At 39.2% G+C, this 25,049-nt stretch carries 14 protein-coding genes; 6 read left to right on the top strand and 8 right to left on the bottom strand.

Features of this window, described 5'->3' with window-relative positions:
* Positions 1 to 22: 22 nt before the first annotated feature.
* Complete coding sequence (locus tag V7K30_RS23970) at positions 23 to 415, bottom strand: hypothetical protein (RefSeq protein WP_335003549.1); 393 nt, start codon at positions 413 to 415, stop codon at positions 23 to 25.
* A 335-nt stretch (positions 416 to 750) separates the two neighbouring features.
* Here V7K30_RS23970 and V7K30_RS23965 point away from each other — a divergent pair, with 335 nt between their 5' ends.
* The 4 genes from V7K30_RS23965 (at position 751) to V7K30_RS23950 (ending at position 4,211) form a co-directional block, all read left to right on the top strand.
* Positions 751 to 1,968, top strand: a complete 1,218-nt coding sequence (locus V7K30_RS23965; RefSeq protein WP_335003547.1) for a sensor histidine kinase — start codon at positions 751 to 753, stop codon at positions 1,966 to 1,968.
* A 2-nt stretch (positions 1,969 to 1,970) separates the two neighbouring features.
* Positions 1,971 to 2,618, top strand: a complete 648-nt coding sequence (locus tag V7K30_RS23960; RefSeq protein ID WP_335003545.1) for a response regulator transcription factor — start codon at positions 1,971 to 1,973, stop codon at positions 2,616 to 2,618.
* Positions 2,619 to 2,693: 75 nt separating this feature from the next.
* Positions 2,694 to 2,930 (top strand): winged helix-turn-helix transcriptional regulator, encoded by a 237-nt coding sequence (locus V7K30_RS23955; RefSeq protein ID WP_335003543.1) that lies wholly within the window; start codon positions 2,694 to 2,696, stop codon positions 2,928 to 2,930.
* A gap of 198 nt (positions 2,931 to 3,128) precedes the next feature.
* Positions 3,129 to 4,211 (top strand): peptidoglycan-binding domain-containing protein, encoded by a 1,083-nt coding sequence (locus V7K30_RS23950; protein WP_335003541.1) that lies wholly within the window; start codon positions 3,129 to 3,131, stop codon positions 4,209 to 4,211.
* A gap of 60 nt (positions 4,212 to 4,271) precedes the next feature.
* Here the strand turns inward: V7K30_RS23950 and V7K30_RS23945 are convergent, their stop codons facing one another.
* The 7 genes from V7K30_RS23945 to V7K30_RS23915 form a co-directional block, all read right to left on the bottom strand.
* Positions 4,272 to 6,464 (bottom strand): AAA-like domain-containing protein, encoded by a 2,193-nt coding sequence (locus tag V7K30_RS23945; RefSeq protein WP_335003540.1) that lies wholly within the window; start codon positions 6,462 to 6,464, stop codon positions 4,272 to 4,274.
* A 24-nt stretch (positions 6,465 to 6,488) separates the two neighbouring features.
* A complete protein-coding gene (locus tag V7K30_RS23940; protein ID WP_335003539.1) occupies positions 6,489 to 6,848 on the bottom strand; it encodes a response regulator in 360 nt (119 codons plus the stop codon).
* Positions 6,849 to 7,183: 335 nt separating this feature from the next.
* Positions 7,184 to 12,652 (bottom strand): trifunctional serine/threonine-protein kinase/ATP-binding protein/sensor histidine kinase, encoded by a 5,469-nt coding sequence (locus V7K30_RS23935; protein WP_335003538.1) that lies wholly within the window; start codon positions 12,650 to 12,652, stop codon positions 7,184 to 7,186.
* A gap of 261 nt (positions 12,653 to 12,913) precedes the next feature.
* Positions 12,914 to 14,014: an amidohydrolase family protein gene (locus V7K30_RS23930; protein WP_335003537.1), complete on the bottom strand. Its 1,101-nt coding sequence runs from the start codon at positions 14,012 to 14,014 to the stop codon at positions 12,914 to 12,916.
* A gap of 46 nt (positions 14,015 to 14,060) precedes the next feature.
* The gene (locus tag V7K30_RS23925; RefSeq protein WP_335003536.1) at positions 14,061 to 16,331 is read right to left on the bottom strand and encodes a TOMM precursor leader peptide-binding protein; all 2,271 of its coding nucleotides are present in this window, start codon (positions 16,329 to 16,331) and stop codon (positions 14,061 to 14,063) included.
* A gap of 463 nt (positions 16,332 to 16,794) precedes the next feature.
* The gene (locus V7K30_RS23920; protein WP_335003535.1) at positions 16,795 to 17,691 is read right to left on the bottom strand and encodes a hypothetical protein; all 897 of its coding nucleotides are present in this window, start codon (positions 17,689 to 17,691) and stop codon (positions 16,795 to 16,797) included.
* A 1,084-nt stretch (positions 17,692 to 18,775) separates the two neighbouring features.
* Positions 18,776 to 20,134 carry an AAA-like domain-containing protein gene (locus V7K30_RS23915; protein ID WP_335003534.1) on the bottom strand — a complete coding sequence of 453 codons (1,359 nt, stop codon included), beginning with the start codon at positions 20,132 to 20,134 and terminating at the stop codon, positions 18,776 to 18,778.
* Positions 20,135 to 20,769: 635 nt separating this feature from the next.
* Between V7K30_RS23915 and V7K30_RS23910 the strand changes: the two genes are divergently transcribed.
* On the top strand, positions 20,770 to 22,434 hold the full coding sequence (locus V7K30_RS23910) for an FAD-dependent oxidoreductase (RefSeq protein ID WP_335003533.1): 1,665 nt from the start codon (positions 20,770 to 20,772) through the stop codon (positions 22,432 to 22,434).
* Between the two features lie 31 nt (positions 22,435 to 22,465).
* Positions 22,466 to 23,911, top strand: coding sequence for an ATP-binding protein (locus V7K30_RS23905; protein ID WP_335003531.1), 1,446 nt, complete (start codon positions 22,466 to 22,468; stop codon positions 23,909 to 23,911).
* Positions 23,912 to 25,049: the final 1,138 nt, after the last annotated feature.

The following is a 25,049-nucleotide window of genomic DNA, read 5'->3' as shown; positions in this document are numbered from 1 at the left end:
TGAATTCTGTTTGATAAAACTACTAGGAATTATCTTGAGATTGCCCTTTTCTGTGGGGATAGGCAGTCTTAAAAATATCCTGAATTTTAGTCTTTTGTTCAGCCGTGAGATTCAGGCTAAAGACTGCTTTACGCATTTTTTCACCTTGTTGCAATTTCCCTGACAATTGCTTTACTTGATCTGGGGTCAGAACTGCCTCAACTTGCTTGCGAATTGCTTCGCGCTTCTGGGCGCGTTCCGGCGTATTCGATCCAGGAGAGCTTGGCGTAGAAGTGTTGGTATCAGATACCTTTGTTCCACCAGAGTTGTCACCTTGAGACACATCTGGAGACTTAGAACTGGTGCAACCTGTCATTCCTCCGATGAGGATAGTTGCAAGTAGAAGGGTTGGTAAAATTATCTGTTTTTTAATCATTTACTTCTCTGGTTTTTGTTGTATGTAATACGACTGTTCTAACTCAATTTCGATTTATGACTGTTTAGAAGATGTTTGAAAAGTTGCTGCTTGACTCACACCAGCTAATCTTAGAAGTTGGGATGGGTTTGTGCATGAGCTAGAATTCCTAACCTGACCAGTAAAAAAGTACTCAAGTTATTGTGACTTTTTTCCTAATTTAGGAATAGTTAATCAGTCGGAACGGCTCTATCGATATTACAACCAGATTCGTTATATAGGAAGAAGAGTTTCATCCTAAAATTGTGAAAATACCTATGGTTTTGTTACAAAGGCCATTGAGTTGGAACAGTTCTATGGTTCGCTTGACCTATCCATCGTTTCGTCTGTTGCTTTACCTAGAGTGGCTGTTATTAGCCACAGCATTGTTCATGGAAGTTCTGCTGCCGTTTGAGTTGTCCTGGTCGTTGCTGCTAAGAGTTCTGGCGATCGCAACCTTCAGCTTGATGGGCTTGAAACTACCAATGGTGAAGCTGGAAACAAAATTACTTTATACAGCCCTGGAATTTGGTTTAATTTTGCTGCCAGCGACTCAACATATTTTATCTCCTCGCTCCGTTTTCCTGCTGTGTCTGGTACTGGTGATGCGGAGTTGTCTGATATTTAAGCTATCAGGACAGTTGGTTGTCTTGGGTTTATCTCTGTTTTCTTATGGAACACTGCTTTTGTCAAGACCCATTGTACCTGAGAATTTTATGCGAGATAAGCTGATCGCCATGTCTTGGGATTGGCGATTAAGTAATATATTATTGTTTTGCTTAACGTTAGTATTTGCTTTATTGTTAATTAATGCCTTGCTTGCAGAGCGCCAAAGTCGAGAGCAGTTAGAAATTGCCCATCTGCAATTAGAGATAACCAATCAACAACTGTGCCAGTATGCGCTACGGATTGAAGATCAGGCAACTTTGCAGGAACGCAACCGAATTGCCCGCGAAATTCATGATGGGTTGGGACACACTCTAGCGGCCCAAACCATTCAGATTAATAACACCCTGTTATTCTGGCAATCAAATAATGACAAAGCGTTGACATTTCTCAAACAGGCAAAGGAATTAGGGGCTGAGGCGTTGCTGGAAATTCGGCGATCGCTTTCTGTTTTGCGTTCAAATCCTTTGCAAGGGCAATCTCTCAAATCAGCCATTGAAAAGCTGCTGACAGATTTTCAACAAACCACAGGTATTGAACCGTCCTGTAAAATTGATCTACCGCAGACTTTACCAACAGAAGTAAACACGGCTCTTTACCGCATTGTGCAAGAATCCCTGACAAATATTTGCAAACACGCTGAGGCGACGAGTGTCACCGTTGGACTAATGGCTCACGCTGGGATGATTCATCTGTCAATCCAAGATAATGGAAAAGGGTTTAACCCCACTCAAAATACAACCGGGTTTGGGCTACAAGGGATGCGAGAACGGGCGGTTGCATTGGGCGGTCAGTTAAATCTCCAGAGTCAATTAGGAACAGGTTGCTGTATTTCTGTTTCTTTGCCACTATCAAAGCTGTTATTTTAGCTATGATTCGGATTTTATTAGTTGACGATCAGCATCTTATTCGCCAGGGACTTAAGAGTATGCTTGAGTCGAATGCAGAGATGCAGGTAATTGGTGAGGCGGAGAATGGACAACGGGCACTCGAACAGATTGCTGCACTGCAACCTGATATTGTGCTAATGGATATTCGGATGCCCGTAATGGATGGAGTTGCCGCAACAAAAGCGATCGCTCAACAATATCCTGACATTAAGGTTCTCGTCCTGACCACCTTCGATGATGATGAGTATGTTTACCAGGCGATGCGGCTGGGTGCAAAGGGCTATTTGCTCAAGGACACCGAACCTGACGAACTAATGTTGGCAATTCTATCCGTCTACAAGGGACAAACCCTACTTGGCCCGGGATTGTTTGAGAAAGCACTCATGCCTATTGCTGCACCTGTCCCGTCCGTGCAACCCCCTCCAGAATTGGCGCAACTCACACCCAGAGAGTTAGATGTATTGCGGTTAATTGCTTCTGGAGCCAATAACCGGGAAATTGCCGAATCGCTGTTTCTTTCAGAAAACACTGTTAAGAATTATGTTACCAATATTTTGAGTAGGTTGAATTTACGCGATCGCACTCAAGCCGCTTTGTTTGCCCATTCGTTGTTTGGTGGACTTAAATAAGTAGGCAGAGGGCTGCGATCGCGCGATCAAACGCAGTGCTTCTAAACAATCACTATAAACGAAGTATCAAAAACAATGATGCGGACTGTTGAGCCAACCGTACCGCCCAGCGTTTATTATGAGCTAACAACGCTGGGACGAACACTGCTAGAACCAGTTAAGGCGCTTACTTCATGGGCGCAGACAAACTATCCCCAAATCTCTCTGGCGCAGCAGAAATTTGATCAAAATAACGCTCTCCTATCACTCAAAGTAGAGGAAAATAATAAATCATTGGATTCGCTGGCATCTGGAATACCCCCTCGCAGATAATCCATTGTTTCAGTCAGCAAGCCCTGCTGTAGCCAGTGGGGATTGGTATAGTCCGATGTGAAGGGGTGCGATCGCAATATTTGGGGGTTGATTAAATTTAGCGTTATAGTGCGATTTAACAGGGGCTGTGACTGAAATTGTCCGACGAACATTGACAAAAGAATTAGCTTATAACAATTGTTTCATTACATAAAAACTATGAGTTTTCAACTTCAAGCTTTGCAACTTCCTACTCTTCAGAAACAGTCTGAAGGACTTACTGTAACTGCTTGGCAGAAATTTCTTTTAGATAATGACTTCCCCATTGCTGCCGTTGATGGAGATTTTGGCAATATTACAGATAAAGCAACTCGTGAATATCAGGCTAGTAACGCTTTAAGGGTAACAGGAATTGTAGATACTGCTACTTATAAAAAAGCGCTAGAGCAAGGGTTTGCAGTGTATTTTGCTATTTATACGGATGCGGTAAAAAAATTATTAACCTATCTCAACTTTGGCGACAATGAGGTCAAAGACTTACAACAAAGTTTAACAGCGATCGCTCGTTTGAATCCCGCGTTAGCAGTTGATGGAGACTTTGCCCTCAATAGTACAAGGGGACTAGCCGAAACTTATAAAAAAAGAGACATCAATTTTCGAGCCGAGTTAGCTCAACAGCTTTCTAATGGAACAAAAACCAAGCTTGGCATTGATTTTGAGTTGGCTTTAGACAATATAACCGAATACGCCAAAAAATTAAGACAACGACTGAGTGGAAAAGACTGGGTTAATTTTTTCCCAGACAGCGACTTAATTGATGATTTGGCTTCTCCCTTCCGTCAAAAAGTACAAGCTTTTCAGCAGGTATTACAAAATGCTGGAGCTAATATCAGTATTGCTTCGGTATTCCGTTCCTCAGAACGAGCTTATTTAATGCACTACGCTTTTCGTATTAGTAATAATGAAATTGCTGCCAAAGATGTTCCACCTATGCCCAATGTAGATATTAATTGGCTGCATTATACTAACGCTGGCTCTGTCCAAGCTGCTAAAGAAATGGTATCTGGTTATAATATTGCTTTTCGACCTGTTCTTACCTCTCGTCATACCCAAAGATTAGCAATTGATTGGGAAATTACTTGGTCAGGAACCTTAAATATCAAAAATGCTAGTGGAACTATCGTCAGCATTACTGAGCCACGAACGAGCTATGAAAATTCTACTTTATGGCAGGTAGGCCGTTCTTATGGTGTGATTAAATTATCTAGTGATCGTCCCCACTGGTCTAATGATGGACATTAATGGATAGGAGACACAGCGAAGCGATCGCCAAAACTTATCACTACACAAAGTAACCATTATTCAGACAATTTTCATCATATAATCCTCAATCCAATTACTATCAAATATCAATTCATAAATCCGATTATGGACTTTCAATGCACCCTGTTGCTTCACCACTAACCCCGATAAGAGCAATTCACGCTCTTCTGGACTATCAACAACGCTCACTTTCCCTTGATGTAAAATTTGCTGATATAGTTCTAGTAACTTAACAGGGTACTGAGTATTCTTGAGGATGCGATCGCGGATAGTTCGCAAATGCTCTGGCTCATCCTGGGATTCCCAATTCTCAATGATATGCGATCGCACCAAATTTTCCAGCCAATCTGCTTCAGAGTTTGTCGGAATCACAGATGCAGAACTACAGATAAGTTTACAAAGCTTTTGAGTTAAAAAAGGCTGACCACTTGTCCAGGCTAACACTTCTTTTAGCACTACTTGACAATTGCTAACTTTTGGTGTTAATCCTTGCAGCAAAGGTTGAGCTTCATGCACTTGAAAACCATTTAATTGAATTACCTGACCAATATTAAAAGGGGTTCTCCGATAATCAGTAATTAAATCTGAGGGTGTTGCCACGCCAAACAGAGCAAAGGTCAAACGCCGATATTCTGGGTTAATACTGCGCTGATTATAGCAGAAACGAATCAGCGCAAAAAAATCATTAACTGGGAAATTTAACGCTAAAACACTATCAATTTCATCAATAAAAATAAAAATGTGCTCACTTCTAACTTGCTTAAGTAATATATTTTCAATAAATCGACTTAAACATTGGATAGGCGATAAATCTTTTTGCTCATCCCACCAATTTTTCAAATTAAATTTGTCTAACAAATTAAAACTCTGCCACAATTCCACTATTAATCCCTTGTACCATTGAGCAGGAGTAATGTTTTCACTGCCCAGACGAGTGATATCAATTGCTACACAGCTAAATCCTTCTTGTTGAAGATGGTGTATCATTCGTACCATTAAGCTTGACTTGCCCATCTGTCGGGCATTAAAAATATAACAAAACACTCCACCTTTTAATGCTTTGTAGAGGCAACGATCTGCGGAACGCACTACATAAGTGGGTGCATCCATAGGTAAGCTTCCCCCAACTTGATAATCAAAAGCTGAAGATTGTTCGGCACTTCTCAACAGCGCATTTTCAAATACCAGTTCTGCTTGAGTAGCTTTGAGAATTTCTAGAATTTGTGATAGTTCTTGAGTGCGTTCATTAACTTTTTGTTCTAAAGTTTGGTTTGATAAAGCTAACTTGTCTTTAGCCTCTTGTAAAGCCAGATTTTTGATTCCCAACTCCAAAATCAACCGTGTTCGTTCTGCTTCTGAACGTTTACGTTGTGTAATATCTTGAAAAGCAGAAATAGCATAGATAATTTTCTTCTTTTCATCAAAAATTGGAGTAGCTGACACCTCCACAGGAATAATATTATTAGCTTGATGAATTTCCATATTATCAACGGTGATACTTTTACCGTTCAATGCTTGTAAAATCGGGTGCTGTTCTGTGGGATATAACTGTTCTCTTTCTGCCACATAAGCTTGATAAATTTCGCTTAATTTAGATGCTGTGGTTCCCGTCACAATACCCTTGCCAAGTATTTGTTGAGCAGTTTGATTGGCGTAGTATGGGTGACCATTAGTATCAACCACGAAAATGCCTACTGGCACAGCTTCCAGAAATTGAGCTAGCTTGGCTTCGCTTTCGCGCAATGCTTCTTCTGCCTGTTGGCGTACCGTAACTTCTTTTTGTAGACGAGTTAATAACTCCACTTGAGCTTTTTGCGCTAAAAATTCTTGTTCCTTGATGGCTTTCATCCTCTGCACATGTTGCAGAGTTTTGGTGGTAGTAATTTCTAAATCCTGAAAATTAATTGGTTTAGTTAAAAAATCAAAAGCACCACGATTCATCGCTTCTCTGATATTTTCAATATCATCATAAGCAGAAATAATTACTGCTTTAATCATGGGGTATAACTCATTGAGTTTAGTTACTAAAGTTAACCCATCCATTTCTGGCATATAGATATCAGTTAATACTATATCTATATCTGGTTCTGCTTCTAGTTTTTCTAATGCTTCTATACCATTACGGGCAAAAATTAAAAAAAATTCCCTTTCTCGAATTTTTTTTCTATATTTTTGGCGGAGCAAGATTTCTAAATCAGGCTCATCGTCTACAACCAGAATTTTAGCTGGCATACTTTCTTACCTGATTAAAATTATTTATAAATTGAGTAGTTTTGTTTTCAACTTATCAAATTCAATCGGCTTTGTAATATAATCATCAGCACCACATTCTTTCGCAGCTAGGTAATTTTCTACATCATCATAAGCAGTAATTATAAACACTTTTAAGTTAGGATAATTTCTTTTGATAAACTTGAGCATTTCTAGCCCATTCATGCCTCGCATATTAATATCTGTAACAATTAGATTCAGGCAATTAGTTAGCTTGTTTTCTAGAAACTCTAGCGCTTCCTCTGCTGAGAAAGCAAAATACAATTTAATTTGATTTTCTTTGAGTTCTCTCTTAAATTTTTGCATAAACAACGATTGAACATCTTGTTCATCATCTACAACCATTATTTTCATTTAAATTAAAATTCAGGTATTGACAAAATTGACAAAATATGATTCTGATATAAAAATCAAGCACATATCTTATAGTGATATTACAGTTAAACCCAGGTACGTTATGCAGAAATCAGATTAATAGTAGTTATTTAAGCAGATACTAAGCATCTAGAGGCTTTGTTGCATGAAACATAAAAAGACACACCTTCTCTCAATAGGTAGTGAATTAGTCTTCCACTCAGGGCAAACGCATCTAAATTACTCTTGATCACAACCAAGGTTAAGAAGCAACGACAAAATCAGCATTTCTCGTTTGGTTTAGTTTCCAAGACTCAAAGCGATGGTTATTTCCTCTCATCGAGAAATTTAGGTAAAATAATAACAAAATCAGTATAAACAGCTACTTTGCTGTTAACTTTGATTTCTCCTCGATGCTGTTGAACAATAATATCATGAGTAATAGATAGCCCTAAACCAGTTCCTTCACCAGTTGGCTTAGTAGTAAAGAAGGGATTAAAAATTTTATATATTATTTGCTGTGGAATACCTTCACCATTATCACGGATGCGGATTTCTACTTGGTCAGCAAAATCTTTTGTACTGACTGAAAGTGTAGGGAAAAATTCTTCAGCTTCAGATCCTGATTTCTGCAAATGTATTTTCTTTTTCTGCACTGCATAGCAAGCATTATTAATTATATTTATCAAAGCGCGATTAATATTCTGAGGTACTACATTTATCTGACTAAGGCAATTATCATAATCTGTTTCTATAGTTATCTTAAAACCAGCATCTTTAGCACGCATCCCGTGATAAGCTAGTTCGACAGCTTCTGCTAATAAAACGTTGATGTCTGTTAGTTGTCGCTCACCAATTTGCCCACGCGAATGCATCAGCATTCCACTGACAATATTGTCAGACCTTTTGCCATGCTCATAGATTTTTTGAGCATTTTGTTTTAGATCGCTTAAAATTTCATCTATATATTCTTTGCTATCAGCATCTAAGCGGTCTTTTTGATTTTTAATTTCTTCCTCTAGTTCCTGAGTCAACTCTACAGATAATTCAGCAAAGTTGTTCACAAAATTTAACGGATTTTTGATTTCATGGGCAATACCAGATGCTAAAGCTCCCAGCGAAGCCAATTTTTCCTGTGCAATAATCTGAGCTTGTGTAGCTTTTAATGTTTGCAGAATACTTGCTAATTCCTCATTTTTTTCTTGTAATTCCTGAGTTCTTATCTTTACTTTCTGCTCTAGAGTCCGGCTATAATCCTCTAACTGCTCGTAAAGACGAGAATTTTCTATGGAAATGGCAGCTTGAGCAGAGAGAATTTTTAATACTTCGACATGCTCTGGAGTAAATGCACCAGTTGTTAAATTATTCTCTAAATATAAAATGCCGCTTAATTTGCCTTGATAGAGCAAGGGAGTACAGAGAATTGATTTAGGTTGAGTAGCAACAATATAAGGATCGTGAGTAAATTCTCCTTCATAAACAGCGTCATTTAAAACTACATTTTTATGTGTATTAAATACATAGTTGATGACAGTAGTTGATAAAAGATGTCTTTGGCTGTCAGCATCAACAGAAGCTACTGGAATTGATTGTAGTGTAGTAACTTCTTCAGAATCAACTACACCTTCAGCTTCGATGACTAAACTACCATCTTTATCGAGTATCAATAAACCTTTTTGAGCGCCTGCATTTTCAATGATGATGTTCATCAATTTGTTTAGCAGCTTGCTGAGAATAATTTCATCAGCTAGAGTTTGGGATGCTTTAATAACTGTTATTAGGTCTAACACTTCTGTATTACTGTTAGTAGTAGAGGAAGTAGTATTGAGATTTTTAGCACCCGTTCGTTTTGTTACTTCCACAAAAAAATGTGGATATTTGGATTCTAAGTCTTTAACTTTAGCTGTTGCTGCCCAGTAAGCATAACAATGGTGTGCGTTCTTCATATATAACTGTCCTATCTCCTCTCTGGCAAGAGAGAGGTAGAATTCTGCGGCCCGTTCATAAGCTAGAGCTTCCTCATGAATAAATCCGTATTTTTTAGCTCCTTGAATAGCTTGTTCATAAAACTCTTGAGATTTCCATTTTTGTCCTAATACTCGCGCTTTCTCTGCTTCTATCAACTCATATTTGTGTTGACAATTTTCTGGACAATGTTCAGCCCATATCTTCATTTTCTCTTGATTTAACGATACTTTTTCTAAAAACTCCTGTTGAAAATTATTTTCTACATCAAAGCAACAAGCAAGCAGAGCAAGAGAGTAGTAAAAATTATGTTGCACTGCAACTATATAAGATGCAGAACTTTCTGCGTTCTTCTCAGCTTGAATTGCATAACTCACAGCTTGCTCATATCTGTGAAATAGATAGGATAAAATTGTTTTTGCTAAATAAGCACTAAACAGTAACCATACAGCTTTATTTTGAGTCCACTGTTTTAGAAAATTTTCTTCTTCTGCTAGAGAATTCCCAATCACTGCAAAATTTTCATTTTGAGATTTACTTATTAAATTGGAAACAATAATTCTACAGTTTTTCATGTATAAAATTGTATATTGTTGTTTCAATTCAGTATTTAAATCAATATATTCTTGATACTTATGATTTAATTCTTCGAGATTATAACCAGTAAACATTAAAAATAAGCAATATGCTGAAGCTGCATAAGAAGTATATTCTATATGTCCTGTATCTAGTCCTATGTTAATAGCTTCCTGCAAGGTTTCGATAATGTTACCGTCACCAATTGGTTCTTTCCAGTGTCGAATAAATCCACTCGTATAATGTAGTACAAGAGGTTTAAATTCTTTGATATTAAATTTTTCTAATAACTTTAAAGCCAATTGACCAAATCGGTATCCAGTATCAATATCTTGCATTATTCCACACAAAAGCTTGCCATAAAAAGTATAAACACTAGTAGCTTGTGGTGGATTACCATACTTAATACAAAGATTGACCGAAGTTAATGTTACCAGAGAAAATAAAAAAGGATTACTAATAATTGTTGCAGTAGTAACAATCATTAAGATTCTTACAGCTGCAAGTTTATATATATCTGTCATTATTGGTAAATCAGATAAATCTTCAATTTGTCTGTCTTGCAACAGTAATTTTATAGCTTTTTGCTCTTTATTAATATTATTTACGTCTGGTATTTGAGGTAGATAAATTCCTAATTGTGCTAAAATTTGACAGGCAATATCTATAGCTGATTGCATTTGAATTTTAGCAATATAAGATTGAATCTTTAGCTCATAAACTTTAACTTTTTCAATCAGAGATTTAGATTTTTTAAAAACAACATTACTTAGAATTTCAGCTTGTTCAAACTGAGTATCCATATATAGTATTTCTACTGATTCTATATGAATAGCTAAGGTTAATTCATACTGAAGCTCCCAGCTATTGGATGATAACAATGCTAAAGCAATTTCTAAGTAACTGATGGCTATTTCATAAGCTGTTGCCTTCTTAGCTCTCTTGCCAGCAATTAAATTTAGACGAGCTAGATTATCTTTGTCTGTTTGATGGGTAATTAATTCAGCACTAATATTTAAATTATTAACAATATTAAAAACTTTTTCTTCTAACTCGCTTTGTTCAGTATTTTCTAATAGAAGTTGGCCTAATTTTAGATGAACTACTTTTTTATGCTTATCTGTAATTAGATTATAGGCAGCTTGCTGAACTCGGTCGTGTAAAAATTGGTAAGATATAGTAGATGGGAAATCAGAGATAATGTTAGGAGATATTTCTGAGCGTTCGCTATCCTGTTTCTGCCAAAGAATGGGAATTTTGTAAGCATCACTAAGAGGTATAATTAAACCTTCTTGAATAGCTGGTAAAAGTTCAATAGCTGTATCTGCAAGAGGTTTTTCAGTGACTACAGAAAGTACATCTAAATCAAATTGGTTCCCGATACAAGCAGCTAACTTTAAAGCGGCTTGCGTACTTTCATCGAATTTCTCAATCTTAGCCACCATTAAATCAACTACATTATCACTTATCCCTACCCTTTGTATTTCTGCAATGCTCCATTGCCAACGACTAGTACTAAAATTGAAGAATAACAAATTTTCTGTATATAAAGATTGAAGTAATTGTGTCAAAAAGAAGGGATTACCATTAGTTTTATTAAACACTAGCTCAGCTAGGGAACTTGATTCTTTTATTGAGCTACTAAGAGTATCTGCAATTAATTGTTGGACACAATCTAAAGCCAATGGCTGGACGAGAATTTTACTGATGTTAATACCTGCATTTTGAATTTTATCCAAGATTTGCATCAAAATATGAGTTTTACTGACTTCATTATCTCGATATGCTCCAATTATTAATAGATATTGGCTATCGATATTGGTCATGAAGAGTTCAATCAACTTTAAAGAAGCAGCATCTGCCCATTGTAAATCATCTAAAAAAATAACTAAAGGGTGTTCTTTTTTTGTAAAAACGTCAAGAAATTTTTGCAAAAATAAGTTAAAGCGATTTCTCGATTCAGTTGCACTTAACTGTGGAACTGAAGGTTGTTGACCAATAATTAGTTCTACTTCAGGAATAACATCAATGATGACTTGACCATTAGTTCCAAGTGCTTTTAATAATTTTTGTTTCCATGTTTGCAGTTGTGTCTGGCTTTCTGTAAGCAACTGGCGAATCAATTCTTGAAATGATTGGATGAGGCAAATGTAGGGAATATTTCGCTGAAGTTGGTCAAATTTACCAGAGATGAAATACCCTCGTTTCTGGACAATTGGCTTATGAATTTCATTCACTAAAGCTGACTTACCGCTACCAGAATAACCAGCTACAACAATCATTGCTGTGGAGCCTTGGCTGACCATCTCGAAAGTTGTTAATAGTTGGTCTATTTCATTTTCCCGACCATAGAGTTTTTGCGAAATTTTAAAATTATTTGAAATATCTTGACTTCTTAAAGTAAAATTATAAAGTTGACCAAAATTCTCTAGTTGACTGAGACAGGTTTTTAAATCTGCTATTAGTCCCCAAGTACTTTGATATCTCTCTTCTGAGGTTTTCGCCATTAGTTTCATGACGATATTTGAAACAATCTTGGGACAGCGTTCTTCTCCAGTTAAGAGATGGGGTGGTACAGGTAATTGAGCTATATGGCAATGTACCAACTCTATAGGCTCAGTTGTTGGAAAAGGCAGTTGCTGGGTCAGTAGCTCATAAAAAGTCACACCTAAAGAATAAAAGTCAGTCCGGTAATCTATCACCCGATTCATTCTGCCAGTTTGTTCTGGTGAAATATAAGCTAAGGTTCCTTCTAAGTGCTCAGGATTGCGAATTATTGGATTTTCTCTTGATAAAATGGTAGAAATACCGAAGTCGATAATTTTAATTTGTCCAGTTTTCGGGTTAAAGACGATATTAGATGGGTTAATATCTTTATGGATAATATTGGCAGTATGAATAGCACTCAAGCTCTCTGTAATTTTGATGACTAGTATCAATAAGTCTGTTAAATTAAACTGTAGCTCTAGCATTAAATTTTTTAAAGATTCACCACCAAAATCCTCTAAAAGCATGACTAAACTAGTTTTATATCTGTGTAATTCATAAGCTTTGATTACCGCATCCAAATTTAGAGAACGGGTGATTTCGTATTCTTGTTTATATCTAATGAGTTCTGACGGAATAGGATAATCTTCTTTAAGAATCTTCAGAATTATGGGTTGACCATTCTGACTGCGTATAGCTCTATAGACTAAAGAGTTAGAACTTTCATAAAGTTTGGCTATAATTTCGCAACCAGCAATAGCATTCATACTTTATATCCACTATTTTTGAAGCGGTGCTTTAACTATTCATCAATCTGACTAAGAAAAAGGAAGTCGCACCCCAGTTGCGCGACTGTCGGGCATTGCCCACCCAACGCACTGACCCGGCTAAACAAATAAGTCTGCCTAAGCAGACTTATATTTAGTATGCGAAGGCAGGTTTTATGTTTTTAGCCCTAAGCTTCCAGTCTAAGAGTGATCTACTAAAACTTTAACTTAATTCTATGCTGATGAAAGTAATAAAAAAAGTTATTGCAAACCATAAAAACGAGCAGGATTATCCCAAAGAATCCTTTTTACGGTTTCTTTGGGTACTAGTTCCTGAAGTATTTTATGAATATGGAATGTGCCCGTTTCCCCTTCTTTTTTGCCCCAATGAACATGGGGGTAGTCAGAACCAAAAATTAACTTATCTGCACCAACATACTCAATTACCTGCTCAACGCAAGGTTCTCCTAACTCATAGCCAATAAAGCATTGGCGTTGAAAGTATTCTGAAGGCTTCATCTTGACGTTATCCTTAACCTCCCAGTAATGGCACTCGTACTCTTCATCCAAACGCCACAGCCAGTAAATTAACCAACCACAGCCAGACTCTAGAAAACCTACCCTCAGTTTGGGGTGACGCTCTAATACTCCTCCTTCAATTAAGGCAAGCATTGCCATCATCTGCTCCATAGGATGAGAGCAAGCACGCAAGGCAAAACGAGTATTGAACCTGTCTGCACCAACAGTTGGCAAGCGGCTATGAGTACCTTCGTGAATACTCACTGCTATTCCCAGTTTTTCACATTCTGTCCAAAAAGGTTCGTAGGCAGGGTCACTCAGTAGTCGTCCCTTCACTGGGTTGGGGCGTAAACAGACTGCTTTGCAGTTAAATTGCGCTATGCGGTACAATTCTGACACCATTTCTTCAGGAGCATGAAGATTAATCATGCCCACTCCTTTAAGAATTTCTGGGTCATAACTGCAAAAATCTTGGTACAACCAATTATTATAGGCACGGGTGAATGCACCAGCTAGCAGAGGCTCCATTGTATCAATTGCTAATATAGACATCCCAAGGGTGGGATAAATAAATGAGATATCAACACCCATCTTTTTTGTTTCTAAAATATGCAGTTCATTGGTGAAGCCGTTAAGTCGGGCCATAGGGTGAGCTTGCATAATCTGCTTAATCCAGTGGGTGACAACTTCATTAGAGGCTTTGTAATAAATATCCTCACCCTTAATTTTCATATCCGGCGATGGTGCAAAGCTCTTATAAGCAGGTTCCAAATACTTTTCCCACATATCAATAGGTTCAAACACATGGGAATCTGCATCAATGATTGGATATTCTTTCACCATTACTTTATAGATTAATTCCAATTAACAATCAATGTCTAAATTACTATTACATCCACATCGGAAATGGATTAAGTTGATTTTCCTTTAGAGGCTCTTTCAACCAACCCATTTTTACAGGAACATCATACAATCGTCCTGAACCTAAACGTCTCCACCAATGACGCATTCCCGGAACAATCACTTTAACTACCCTCAGTTTAATATCAGCACGAGTCTGATCCAAAACCAGCATTTCCATACCATTTTTTTCAAGTAGTTGCTGAGAGAGTATGACATCTTCAAGTAAATCTTCGCTCCAATTTCGGGGGTAATCAGCACATGATTTTGATGTGATACTTTTATCTGAAAGCAGATAAGATTGATTTTCCACAGTTACTGTTTGCCACCATTTAATAGCGAGGGGATGTGAGGAAGAAGGATATTTAGTACTACCATCAGCATTGGCAGATAAAATGTTAGGTAGAATTTGGTTTATCTCACTTAAAGCTCTGCTAATAGCAATCTGCGGATCAAAATGAGTCCCAAAACCAAGAATAATATCTTCCACTGCTTGGTCTTTTCTACGGCTGATGGCGGCGAAGGTTGGTATGTTTAAATCGCTAGTGATATCTAAAACCCACAGTTCCCGATGAATTGTTTGGTAATATTCCTTTAGAGCTTGAAAATAAGGGTCATCAAAACTGTCTAAATCTACCTGCGGTTTTTTGAGACGGTTATACCACCATAAGGCAACGCAGTCACGCTCTACTAATTCCATGAAACCTTGTAGAATTGCTTCTTCTATAGTATTACCAGCAGCACAGCCATTGGAGTCAGCCCAACAATCAGGCATTGAGAAGTTAGGATAGCCGTAGTAGCAGTAGGCGGTTGGTAAATACTTAAATCTCTGATGGGTTAAAGACCAGACTGGTGTCCACTCAATTTCTCTTTCTTCATCAAAAAGTTCTGGTATTTTTTGAAACCAGCCAGAACAATTTTCATTCCAGTTGTGGCGATCGCTATATTGTGCTTGACTAAAATTCATACAGGTATTAGGATGAATGGCTCGATTTATGAGTTGTTGGTAACTTCCTTTTTGCCTGATTTCATTTCCTTGAAACACCCCAGAATATCGTTCAATGGCTTCGCACAAAGCACTAACCTTCGCTTGCTGGTCAGTTTTTCCTTTTCCCGCACTTCTGCCGCTAATATTTTGGCGTAAAGCATTTAAATCATCAAATATCGTAGCGAAGTGATGCCTAGCCACATAAGTATGGATTAAAGTGTTGGAATTTTGATCTATCTTACCTAGTCCTCTGACTACTCCCGTCAAAGGACTAATGTGGTGTTGATATTTCTTGAATGTTTCTTCTGGGGAAAAACAACGGTGCCCGCCATCTAGTGTAAAATTTTTCTGTCGATGCCCTAAAACTATTGGATAGGGTTCTGCATTAGACCCAGTTATATCACCACAGCTTGGGCATTGAGGACGCTTAACCAAAACGTGGTTTTGCGTTTCTAAAGAAATAGTATCATGGGTTACTAGCATCCCCTCCAGACGTTTATTCTCCCCCTGGACAATCCATTTAAAAATTTCAGTGGCAGCCATTCCCAAGGCAGTTTGGCAGGTGGCGGGAAGCGAACCGAGAGGGGATGTTAAAGAGGTAGAAATTTCTTTATGTCTTTCAATAAATCTTTCAACAGGTTTGTTGTTTCGCAAGCGTTGAGCTAGGCATTGCCAACAACCTGTTTGCTCTGGAATCAATATAGGGCCTATCCAAACTATTGTTCCTACAGATTTTACCAGCATCCAAGGTTTGGTTAACTTTAAGGCTTCCTCGTTGAAACTTTTTAAACCATCTTGCAAGTAGTCATCAGTTAAGACTATCTCTATATCTCCTACTTCAGATGATACTTCGATATGTAAGGATTCAAGAGTCTTTTGAAATTCCTCAACTGGAAGATGAGAACCAAAAGATTTTATTGCTACTTTAGTTGCCTGTAATCGTTGGTAAGCAGTATGGGGATTAATGTTTAAATGTTCACAGAATATTGCTAGATTAGATGGCAACGATTCATCAGTATCAATAATATATCCCTTTTGTTCCATCAACATGAGAGCATAGTAAATTTCACTAATAGATACCTTTTCTGGCATTAGCAAATCAACAATTTCATCAACTGTATGTTTACCGTTAATTAATGGCATTAACATTTGATATATATAACCATTGAGAAAACTAGTATTTCTTTCAGAAAGTAATAATGTATTTTCGTGATTTGTATTTGTAAAATTAAAATATTCAAATTTTGCTTTTAGTTTGGGTCGATTTAACATATTATTTACCCTAAATATAAGTGGACAATTTAGATTGCAATGCTTGATCTTAAAAAACTATTATTATGCCTTGATTGAACACTAAAGAATGATATCTTTACTTTTAAAAAGTTTAGTTTTTATTTTACCAAGATTTATTTTAGCAATGAGGGACTAATATTCGGATGCGATCGCGAGGCGATCGCATCCGAAAAGACAATATAGCAATCCGATTTGATTTGTGAAAAAATCTAAATATATGTAGGGTGTATTATCGCGTAGCGTAACGCACCTAAAATCCGGGGTGGTGCGTTAGCCTTTGGCTTAACACACCCTACGTGTATTTCAAAAATCAAATATGAGTCCTATACATGTCAATGGGTGAAGCAGTTACAGAGATAAATCCCAGAGATTCCACTCCTCTTGAATAACTGATGTCATAAAATTTGGACGCCAAATCCTAAATAAAGACACATATCTTCCATCAGCAAGTGTAAGGAATCCATTCATTTGTTGGTGTCCAAGGAGCAGAATTTGAGTCATTTTCTACCCACTCCCTTAAAACATCTTCTGGTAAATTCTCACTGGTAGGCCGTTTAGGATATGGTACGTTTATCTTGTAACCAGATTTTTGCGGTGTTATTCCTCCTTTATATTCACGTGGCGGCAGATCCCGCTCAACATGAATATTAATTTGATATTTAGCCTCAAATTCCGAGATAATCCCATTATTAACAAGAAATTCTTTATCAATATTAATTTCCCGATTTTCTAGCCACGATTTGGCAATAAGCTGGGAAAGTCTTTTATTGGGAATGAGAGTATTAAAAGGTTCTATTTCTATTTCCACTGTTTCTTCTTGATACTCTATTTCTTTTCCTTCATGTTCTAGTATCTTGCCATCGGCACCCTGAAAAACTTTTACACTTGGCAGTAAGGGAACTTGGAAAGTTTTGATTTCGCTGGCATTTTCATTCAGCGGACTCTCCTGAGCAGCTAGAACGGAAACTATTACTTTTCCTGGCATATCTATACTTACTATTGACTTGGGTGGTGGTGGTGCTATCCAAGGAGACTTTTTTGGGTTACTTGCAGCCCAATCATGAAGCCACTCTCTTATCTCTGTATCTTTCAATACTTCCGGCTCTGGTCGAGAAGCTGGCATCAAAATTTTCTTATCTATCTCGTCTATTTCAACTTGATTTGTTTCAATTAAAAATATACGAAACACTTCAGCCTCCTCTTTAGATAAAATTTTTTGTTCAATCAGAAAGTTTTTATCTTCTAAAGGAATCTGCTTCCCATCCAACCATGACTGAGCAATAAGTTGAGAGAGCCTTTTTTGGGGAATGAGAATGTTGTAGGCGTTCGGTAGACTCATAGTTTATCCAATCCTGAAAATTAAAAAATTGTACAATTTAGCAAACATGAACTAAGTGGATCAAGTAGTTATTACTTACCTATTTTTGAATGTTCGCTTGAATTTTCTAACATATATGCTAGAAAAATTAGGTGAAGACACCTGCATGTTTTACCAAAAAAGCATTATCTGCTTTTTGAAAAATTTCTGATGTCCTTATTGAAAAAGGCAGAGGACAGGAGGTAGAAGGAATACTGTCCTCTGTCCTCTGCTGCGACTAAAGGGAAGGGAGCAAGGGTTTAAGACCCCCACTGAACTCGTGTTCAGTGGCTCAGAAGGGGATTTGACTACTCCTGACTTGTTCCTTCTACTCTCTACCTCCTACGTTCTGCCTTTTTCAATCTTTATTTTCTGATTGCTGGCTTTTACAATATTGCTGAAAAATCTCAGAAGTTAGGGTACTTTATAGCGGTTCTCGGTTGAGTGAGGTGGAAGAACCCCACCCCCAACCCCCTCCCCGCTCTTCGAGAGGGGACTATGATGTACCTCATCTGATTAGGAAACGCTATATTGTGATTTCAATTAATCACCCCTATACTGTTTAGCCTCTTGTCAACCTAAGTTGGTTATCATGACAGATTCAGCGACATTCCTAACAGTCTCAAAAGTGATCGTTCATCAAATATGACTAAATTGACTTTACCACAATTAATAATATCCTTTTTAGGACTTTATGCAACCTAAAATTCCAAAAAATACATATTTTTTCATAGTTAGAATTATTATGAGTTTTACAATTTTTTTCTATTAACAATATGAGTTTTTATATGAGAATAATATCTGTCGGTTCGTTCATTTTTAGATCAATACGCTTGGGTTAAAGCCAAAAACCTTAACCTGCGTAGGTTGGGTTTCGTTCCTCAACCCAACCTACAACTATCCTTAACCCAAGCGTATTGATTTTTAGATGACAAGAGGAATTAATGTCATGATCGGAAAAGAATAGGGCGGTTAATCAACTAAATAGCACTAGTAGCACCAATCATGCTAGTCTGAAAGCTTTGCAAAGACTGGCTTGTAAATTTTCGGATAGGTATATTTGTCTCTATTGAGTGAGAAAGTTTGGTTGAAAATACTGTTGATATAACTGACAACTAGGTGTGGCTTGGTTGTTGTCTAGCTTAATCAACCCCATACTGCTTAACTTGTAAGCAATGATGGGTTCCAATGGCACTGGTTCAGGGGAATTCATGACAGTAGCAAGAGCGCTAGCTAATTCAGGCTGCTTTTGTAAGGTTGCCCAATGACGTTGTAAGTGGTGACAATAAACCCCAGTTGAAGTAGGAGCAGTTTCTAGTAATTGTGGGAGAGTTACCTCCCCACGATTGAGATGATAGAGTCCTATGTTCACTAATGCAGGATGTCCCCCAACCATATCCATAAGTTGTTTAACTTCATCCTCCTTAATCCCATCAAGTTCATATTGCTGGGCTAAATGCTGTACTTGCTCTGGACTGAAACAAGTTAACTGAATTGGTAAACCCACATTAAAAGGGGACTGCTGGAGTTGTAGAGGTACATAAATTTCAGTCGAGTGAACTATGATGAGGCGCAGCTTTTGCCAGATAGGTGATCTTTTGGCTTCTTCAAACCAAGAACGCAGCAGGGGTAAAAAATCCTTAGCTATTTGGGGATACTCAAAAATCTGGTTTACCTCATCTAATGCCAAAACCAAAGGAGAATCAATCTGCTCTAATAAATAGTTTTTGATATATAAACTACAGCTAACTTTGCTGCCAATATCTTCATCCCAGTAATCATCTAGTTTCGGCTCTAACTGAAGCTGACTAGTTACGTTGGCACACAGCCAGCGCAAAAAACGATTCAGGTCGCTCAATATTGCTTGGTCGGTTTGTTCTAGATTTAAGCTAACGGTACGGTAGCCCTGACACTCCGCATAGTCTAGAGTCCTCAGCAGTAATGACGTTTTCCCCATTTCTCTAGGAGCTTTAATCCGCACCAATGCTCCTGGCTTTCTAATTTCTGCATAAACCTGCTCCTCAATCAAAGAGCGTTCAACGTAAATGGAAGAATCAGGCGGAACTGCACCATTAGGGTAGCGAGGTGAACACTCTTGACTAGAGTCTGAGGATAGTCCTTTGAACTGCTGTCTTTGAGTCTTCATTAATGGCGCTGTTTGGGAAGCAGCGTAAGACTCCAACAGCATACGACAGTTTTTTTTAGTCACACGCTGGCCAATCAAATTGGAGAGTCGTTTACACACCTCTGGGGCAACTACATTTGTCAAGTACCCAGCACTATAACCACCCTCTTCAGCAATTTTTTCATAGGTCTGATACTGCCAGATGCCGCGAAGAATGAGAACTTCTGTGGAATTGAGCGGACGATTTTGGCTTTCTACTAACTCGCGGTTAACTATCTCAATCAGAGAATCAAGGTTCATAGAGGCTCAAAGCTCATCTTGTGCCTAGAAATTGACCTGTCTATAATCAAAATATCGTTTTTTGCCAAAAAACTGAGTAGAGATTTATAGACACAAACAATTCTTCTTCATATCGGTTTTAAGGTCTTACATATTATTGCATAATATTATGGATACAAAATTTTAGACAAATTAGGTTTATATGATTTTTAAAACTTATATTAATGAAATTTATATGAGATTTATGGATTTTATATTTAATAAAATCTATTTAATATTACAAAGAGAAGAATTCATAAGGCAGGAGGCAGAAGGCAGCTATGTTCCGACGCTTAAAAGCATGGGACTTAGGCTGTGGACGCTTTGTATATCGTGGCACTTGGCCCTCGACACAAATTTTTTATCCTAGTAGGCCATGATCCACAACTCATTTAGGATTGATACTTCCAGGCTTCTGCCCTCTACCCTCTGCTTTTTTTGTAAATATAGCAATCAATCCTAAATGAGTTGTGAACAGTACGTCCGTAGGATGCCTTATTTATTGACACCAGAAAAGGCATACTTTCGTTTAAAGCAACTGGTTAAACAGTAAATATTTTGACGACAGATTTTTGAAGACAACGGCTAGGCACTGCAATTGTAGAGTAAGAGTAGTTATGGCAAAACCAGCAATTTTAACCGTCGATGATGATCCAGAGGTGCTGCAAGCAGTGTCACGAGACTTACGGCATCAGTATGGCGATCGCTTCCGTATTGTCCGGGCAGATTCCGGTATTGCCGCTCTGAATGCGGTGCAGCAACTCAAATTGCGTAATGAACCAATTGCTCTATTTTTGGTGGATCAAAGAATGCCCCAAATGGGTGGTGTGGAGTTTCTCGAACAGGCAAAAGACATCTTTCCCGATGCAAAACGGGCTTTGCTGACAGCGTATGCAGATACTGATGCTGCGATTAAGTCAATTAATAGTGCCAAACTTGATTATTATTTACTCAAGCCTTGGAATCCACCAGAAGAGCGGCTATATCCGGTTTTGGATGACTTGCTAGATGATTGGCTATCAGCATTCCGCCCACTATTTGAAGGGATTCGAGTCATTGGTAATCGCTGGTCGCCTTTTTCCCATCAGGTAAAAGACTTTCTGGCGCGTAACCAGATTCCATATAAGTGGTTAGATATTGAACTGGAGCAAGATGCCGCAAAACTGGTGGAATACGCACAAGCTGATGGTAGACAGCAATTGCCCTTGGTGCTGTTTCCCGATGGTTCCAGATTAATCCAACCATCTAATTTAGAGATTGCCGCTAAAATTGGACTGCAAACCCAGGCAGAGCGTCCCTTCTATGACTTGGCGATCGTGGGTGGTGGGCCTGCTGGACTAGCAGCCGCAGTCTATGGCGCTTCCGAAGGGCTGAGTACTGTCTTAATTGAGCGTGAGGCACCAGGCGGACAAGCAGGCACAAGTTCGCGCATTGAGAACTATTTGGGGTTTCCTGTTGGCTTGAGCGGCAGCGATTTGGCAAGGCGGGGAGTCACTCAGGCGCGGCGATTTGGGGTGGAGATTCTCACTCCTGCCGTAGTAACTGGGGTTAGGCTGCAAGATCCTTATCGGGTTCTGCAATTGGGGGATGGCAGCGAAATTAGTTGCCATGCACTTTTAGTTGCAACCGGCGTTTCCTATCGCTGGCTAACTGTGCCAGGAGCCGAGAAGCTCACAGGGGCAGGAATTTATTACGGTGCTGCGATGACTGAGGCGATCGCCTGTAACAATGAGGAGGTTTATCTGATAGGCGGGGCAAACTCTGCTGGACAGGCAGCAATGCACTTTTCTAAGTATGCCAGCAAAGTGATTATGCTGGTGCGGGGTGAGTCGCTCTCATCCAGTATGTCCCAATACTTGATTGACCAAATTGCGGCTACTGCAAATATCAAAGTTTGCACGGGTTGCAGCGTTGTCGAAGTGAAGGGAGATGAATATTTAGAAGAAATTGTGATTGCTCATGCCCAGACGGGACAAACTGAAACCGTCCCAGTGCGATCGCTTTTTATCTTTATCGGTGCTAGCCCCAGAACTGATTGGCTGGATGGCGTCATTCAACGCGATGTTCAGGGGTTTATCATCACGGGGCCCGACTTGATGCATAATGGCAAACCCCCTCAAGGTTGGTGTTTGGAACGCTCTCCTTTCTTACTAGAAGCCAGTGTTCCTGGCATCTTTGCAGCCGGAGATGTGCGATCCGGGTCAATTAAGCGGGTGGCATCCGGTGTGGGTGAAGGTGCGATCGCCATTCAATTCGTTCACCGCTACCTGAGTAATGTTTAGTTAGAGTGGCAAAGACTAAGGAGGTTGATCCATGTTGTGTACTGAAGATTTGATTAACTTAGACCCGTTTCAACAGCTTCCCCAAGAGCAATTGGAGTGGGTTTGCGATCGCGCTCAAATAGTTGAACTCCCTGCTGGAGAAGTGTTAGCGCATGAGGGAGACCGTGGACGTGGCTTATTTATCCTGGTCAAAGGTAAAATGAACCTCACCCGTCGCACTCAAGGAGTTGAAATTCCCATCGGACAACACGAAGCCCCATCCTTTTTTGGTGAAATTCCCGTATTTACAGATGAACCTGCACCTGTGACAATGCGGGCATTGACAAATTGCAGCCTCTATGAAGTTAAAGGAGAGGACTTCCGTAAACTACTGCATGAATCTCGCGATTTTGAGCGGATGGTCTTCCGCATTATGGAGCGTCGTCTTCGGGGACTAGAATCTTTTATTCGTGGGCGGGAAAAGATGGCAGCTTTGGGGACACTTGCCGCTGGTCTAGCTCATGAACTCAACAACCCAGCCGCAGCCCTCGTTCGGACATTAGGGGAAATGCCAGGCGCTATCCTGGAGCTACAACGAATGAACTTAGTTTATGGGCAACGCAATGTTGACCAAGCGCATACTGAACAATGGTTAAGAGTGCGCGATCAAGGCCATGATGCGATTTTAAATAATCGTCTAGATCCGGTGACATTAAGCGATCGCGAAACCGTGTTGCTGGAATGGTTAGAAGATTATGGTGTGAAGCAGGCATGGAAATTAGCGGAACCTTTAGCAGAAGGCGGCATTGAGGTCGAAACCCTAGAGAGACTCATGGAACGTTGGCGCAATGACGAGACTGAATTGCGAGAAATCGGATTGCACTGGCTATCGCTCTCGTTTGAAGTCATATCAATGATTAAACATGGTTTGCGAGGAGCCGAGAGGATTTCCGAACTTGTGCAAGCGATGAAGTCTTATGCTTATCTCGATCAAGGCATTCAGCAAGAAGTAAATATACATCAAGGCTTAGAAGATACCTTGCGATTGTTTGCTCATAAACTCAAGTCTGGCATCCAAGTGCAACGCAATTACGATCAACATCTTCCTAAAATTCTTGTCTATGGTAGTGAACTGAATCAGGTGTGGACGAACTTAATCGACAACGCTATTGATGCAATGGATGGTAAGGGACAGCTAGAAATTACAACTCAGCAAAGCGATTGGCCAAGGGACAGTGCCGTTGGCGAAGCCTCTCAAAGAGAAGGCAATCGCTTTGCTCATATTGACATTATTGACTCTGGCAGTGGAATTCCACCTGAAATTCAAACGCGGATTTTTGAACCTTTCTTCACTACCAAATCAGTGGGGCGTGGTTCAGGACTCGGTTTGGAAACCGTTCGCCGGATTGTAGAGAATCGCCACCACGGTACGCTCTCATTTGAGTCCCAGCCAGGCAGAACTTGTTTCACTATTTGCTTGCCCTTGTCAAATCAATGAGTCATTTGAAGAAGGAAGAATACAGAATTCAGAATCGAATGACACTAAGAAAAGCCGAAATACTTGTGGTTTAAGCAGTTTGTAATTGCTTACGCAATTTATGCCGGGGTTTTGTCGTCAAGGGATAAGCTTTTGGGCGGCGTTTACGGACTCGTGCTTCGCTTCGACCTGGACACTCCAAAACAGCCTAGAGGTTAATAGTTTATCAAATACTTTTAGGACTATAGCAATCCGATTTTATTTTTGAAGAAATCCAAGTATATGTGAACCTATCCCACTAATAAAATTTATGCTAAAAAGCTTAAGCTTATTGAGAAATAAAAACGAAAAATCAAGCTTTTCAAGCACGTTTTACTAAAAGAAGTAGGCCTTTTTACAATAGTGGGATAAGTTCGTAGGGTGTGTTATCGCGTAGCCTAACGCACCATCCCAAGGTTTTGGTGCGTTATACCTCTGGCTAGCGCACCCTTGTATCTTAGAAGAAGCGGTAGACCGTGGCAAGCCTGAATTCGTGCATTATAAAATGTTTGAAAAGTATTTGGCTGTGATTTCAGGTACTTATTGATCTCCCCTAACCCACGCCAGTCGCTCCACTTGGGGAGACCCCAGATGCTCGTAAGCATTGCGTTAGCGACGTAGGAGCGTCTGACTCGCTACCGCTTCGCTATCGCTTTTAGCGTCTCCCCTTCTCACATTGGGAGAGGCTAGCGCCCGCCGTATGCCCGAACGCAAGAGCGTCTCCTTTAGGAGAAGAGCTGTAGGGAGAAGACCGCGCTGGCTCCGCTTAAAAAGGCTACGGTGTACACACAAGTCGAAAAAAGCTCGATTTCTCATTTCTCCTTGTTCTCTCGTTCCCATGCAAAGCTAGGAATGGTTGATTAGAGGCTGCTGCCTCCAGTCAGATATTGAGTCAGAGACTCAATGAATACATTCCTCATGCAGAGCATGGGAACGAGTCAAGCCTAATCAAGCTAGGTTTTTAGGACTTGTGTGTACACCGTAGCTTAAAAAGGGGGGAACCGGAATCAAAGTCCCCCAATTTATCGAGGGATTTAGGAGGATCTAGAACGTTTTGATACCTACAATAGAACTTTTCAAACAACCTCTTAGAAAACTACGAGTTTTCTTAAGAAATATT

Source organism: Nostoc sp. (assembly GCF_036917655.1).
Lineage (GTDB): Bacteria > Cyanobacteriota > Cyanobacteriia > Cyanobacteriales > Nostocaceae > Nostoc.
Note: the sequence above shows the minus strand (reverse complement) of the source record. Positions and strands in the feature narration are given on the sequence as shown.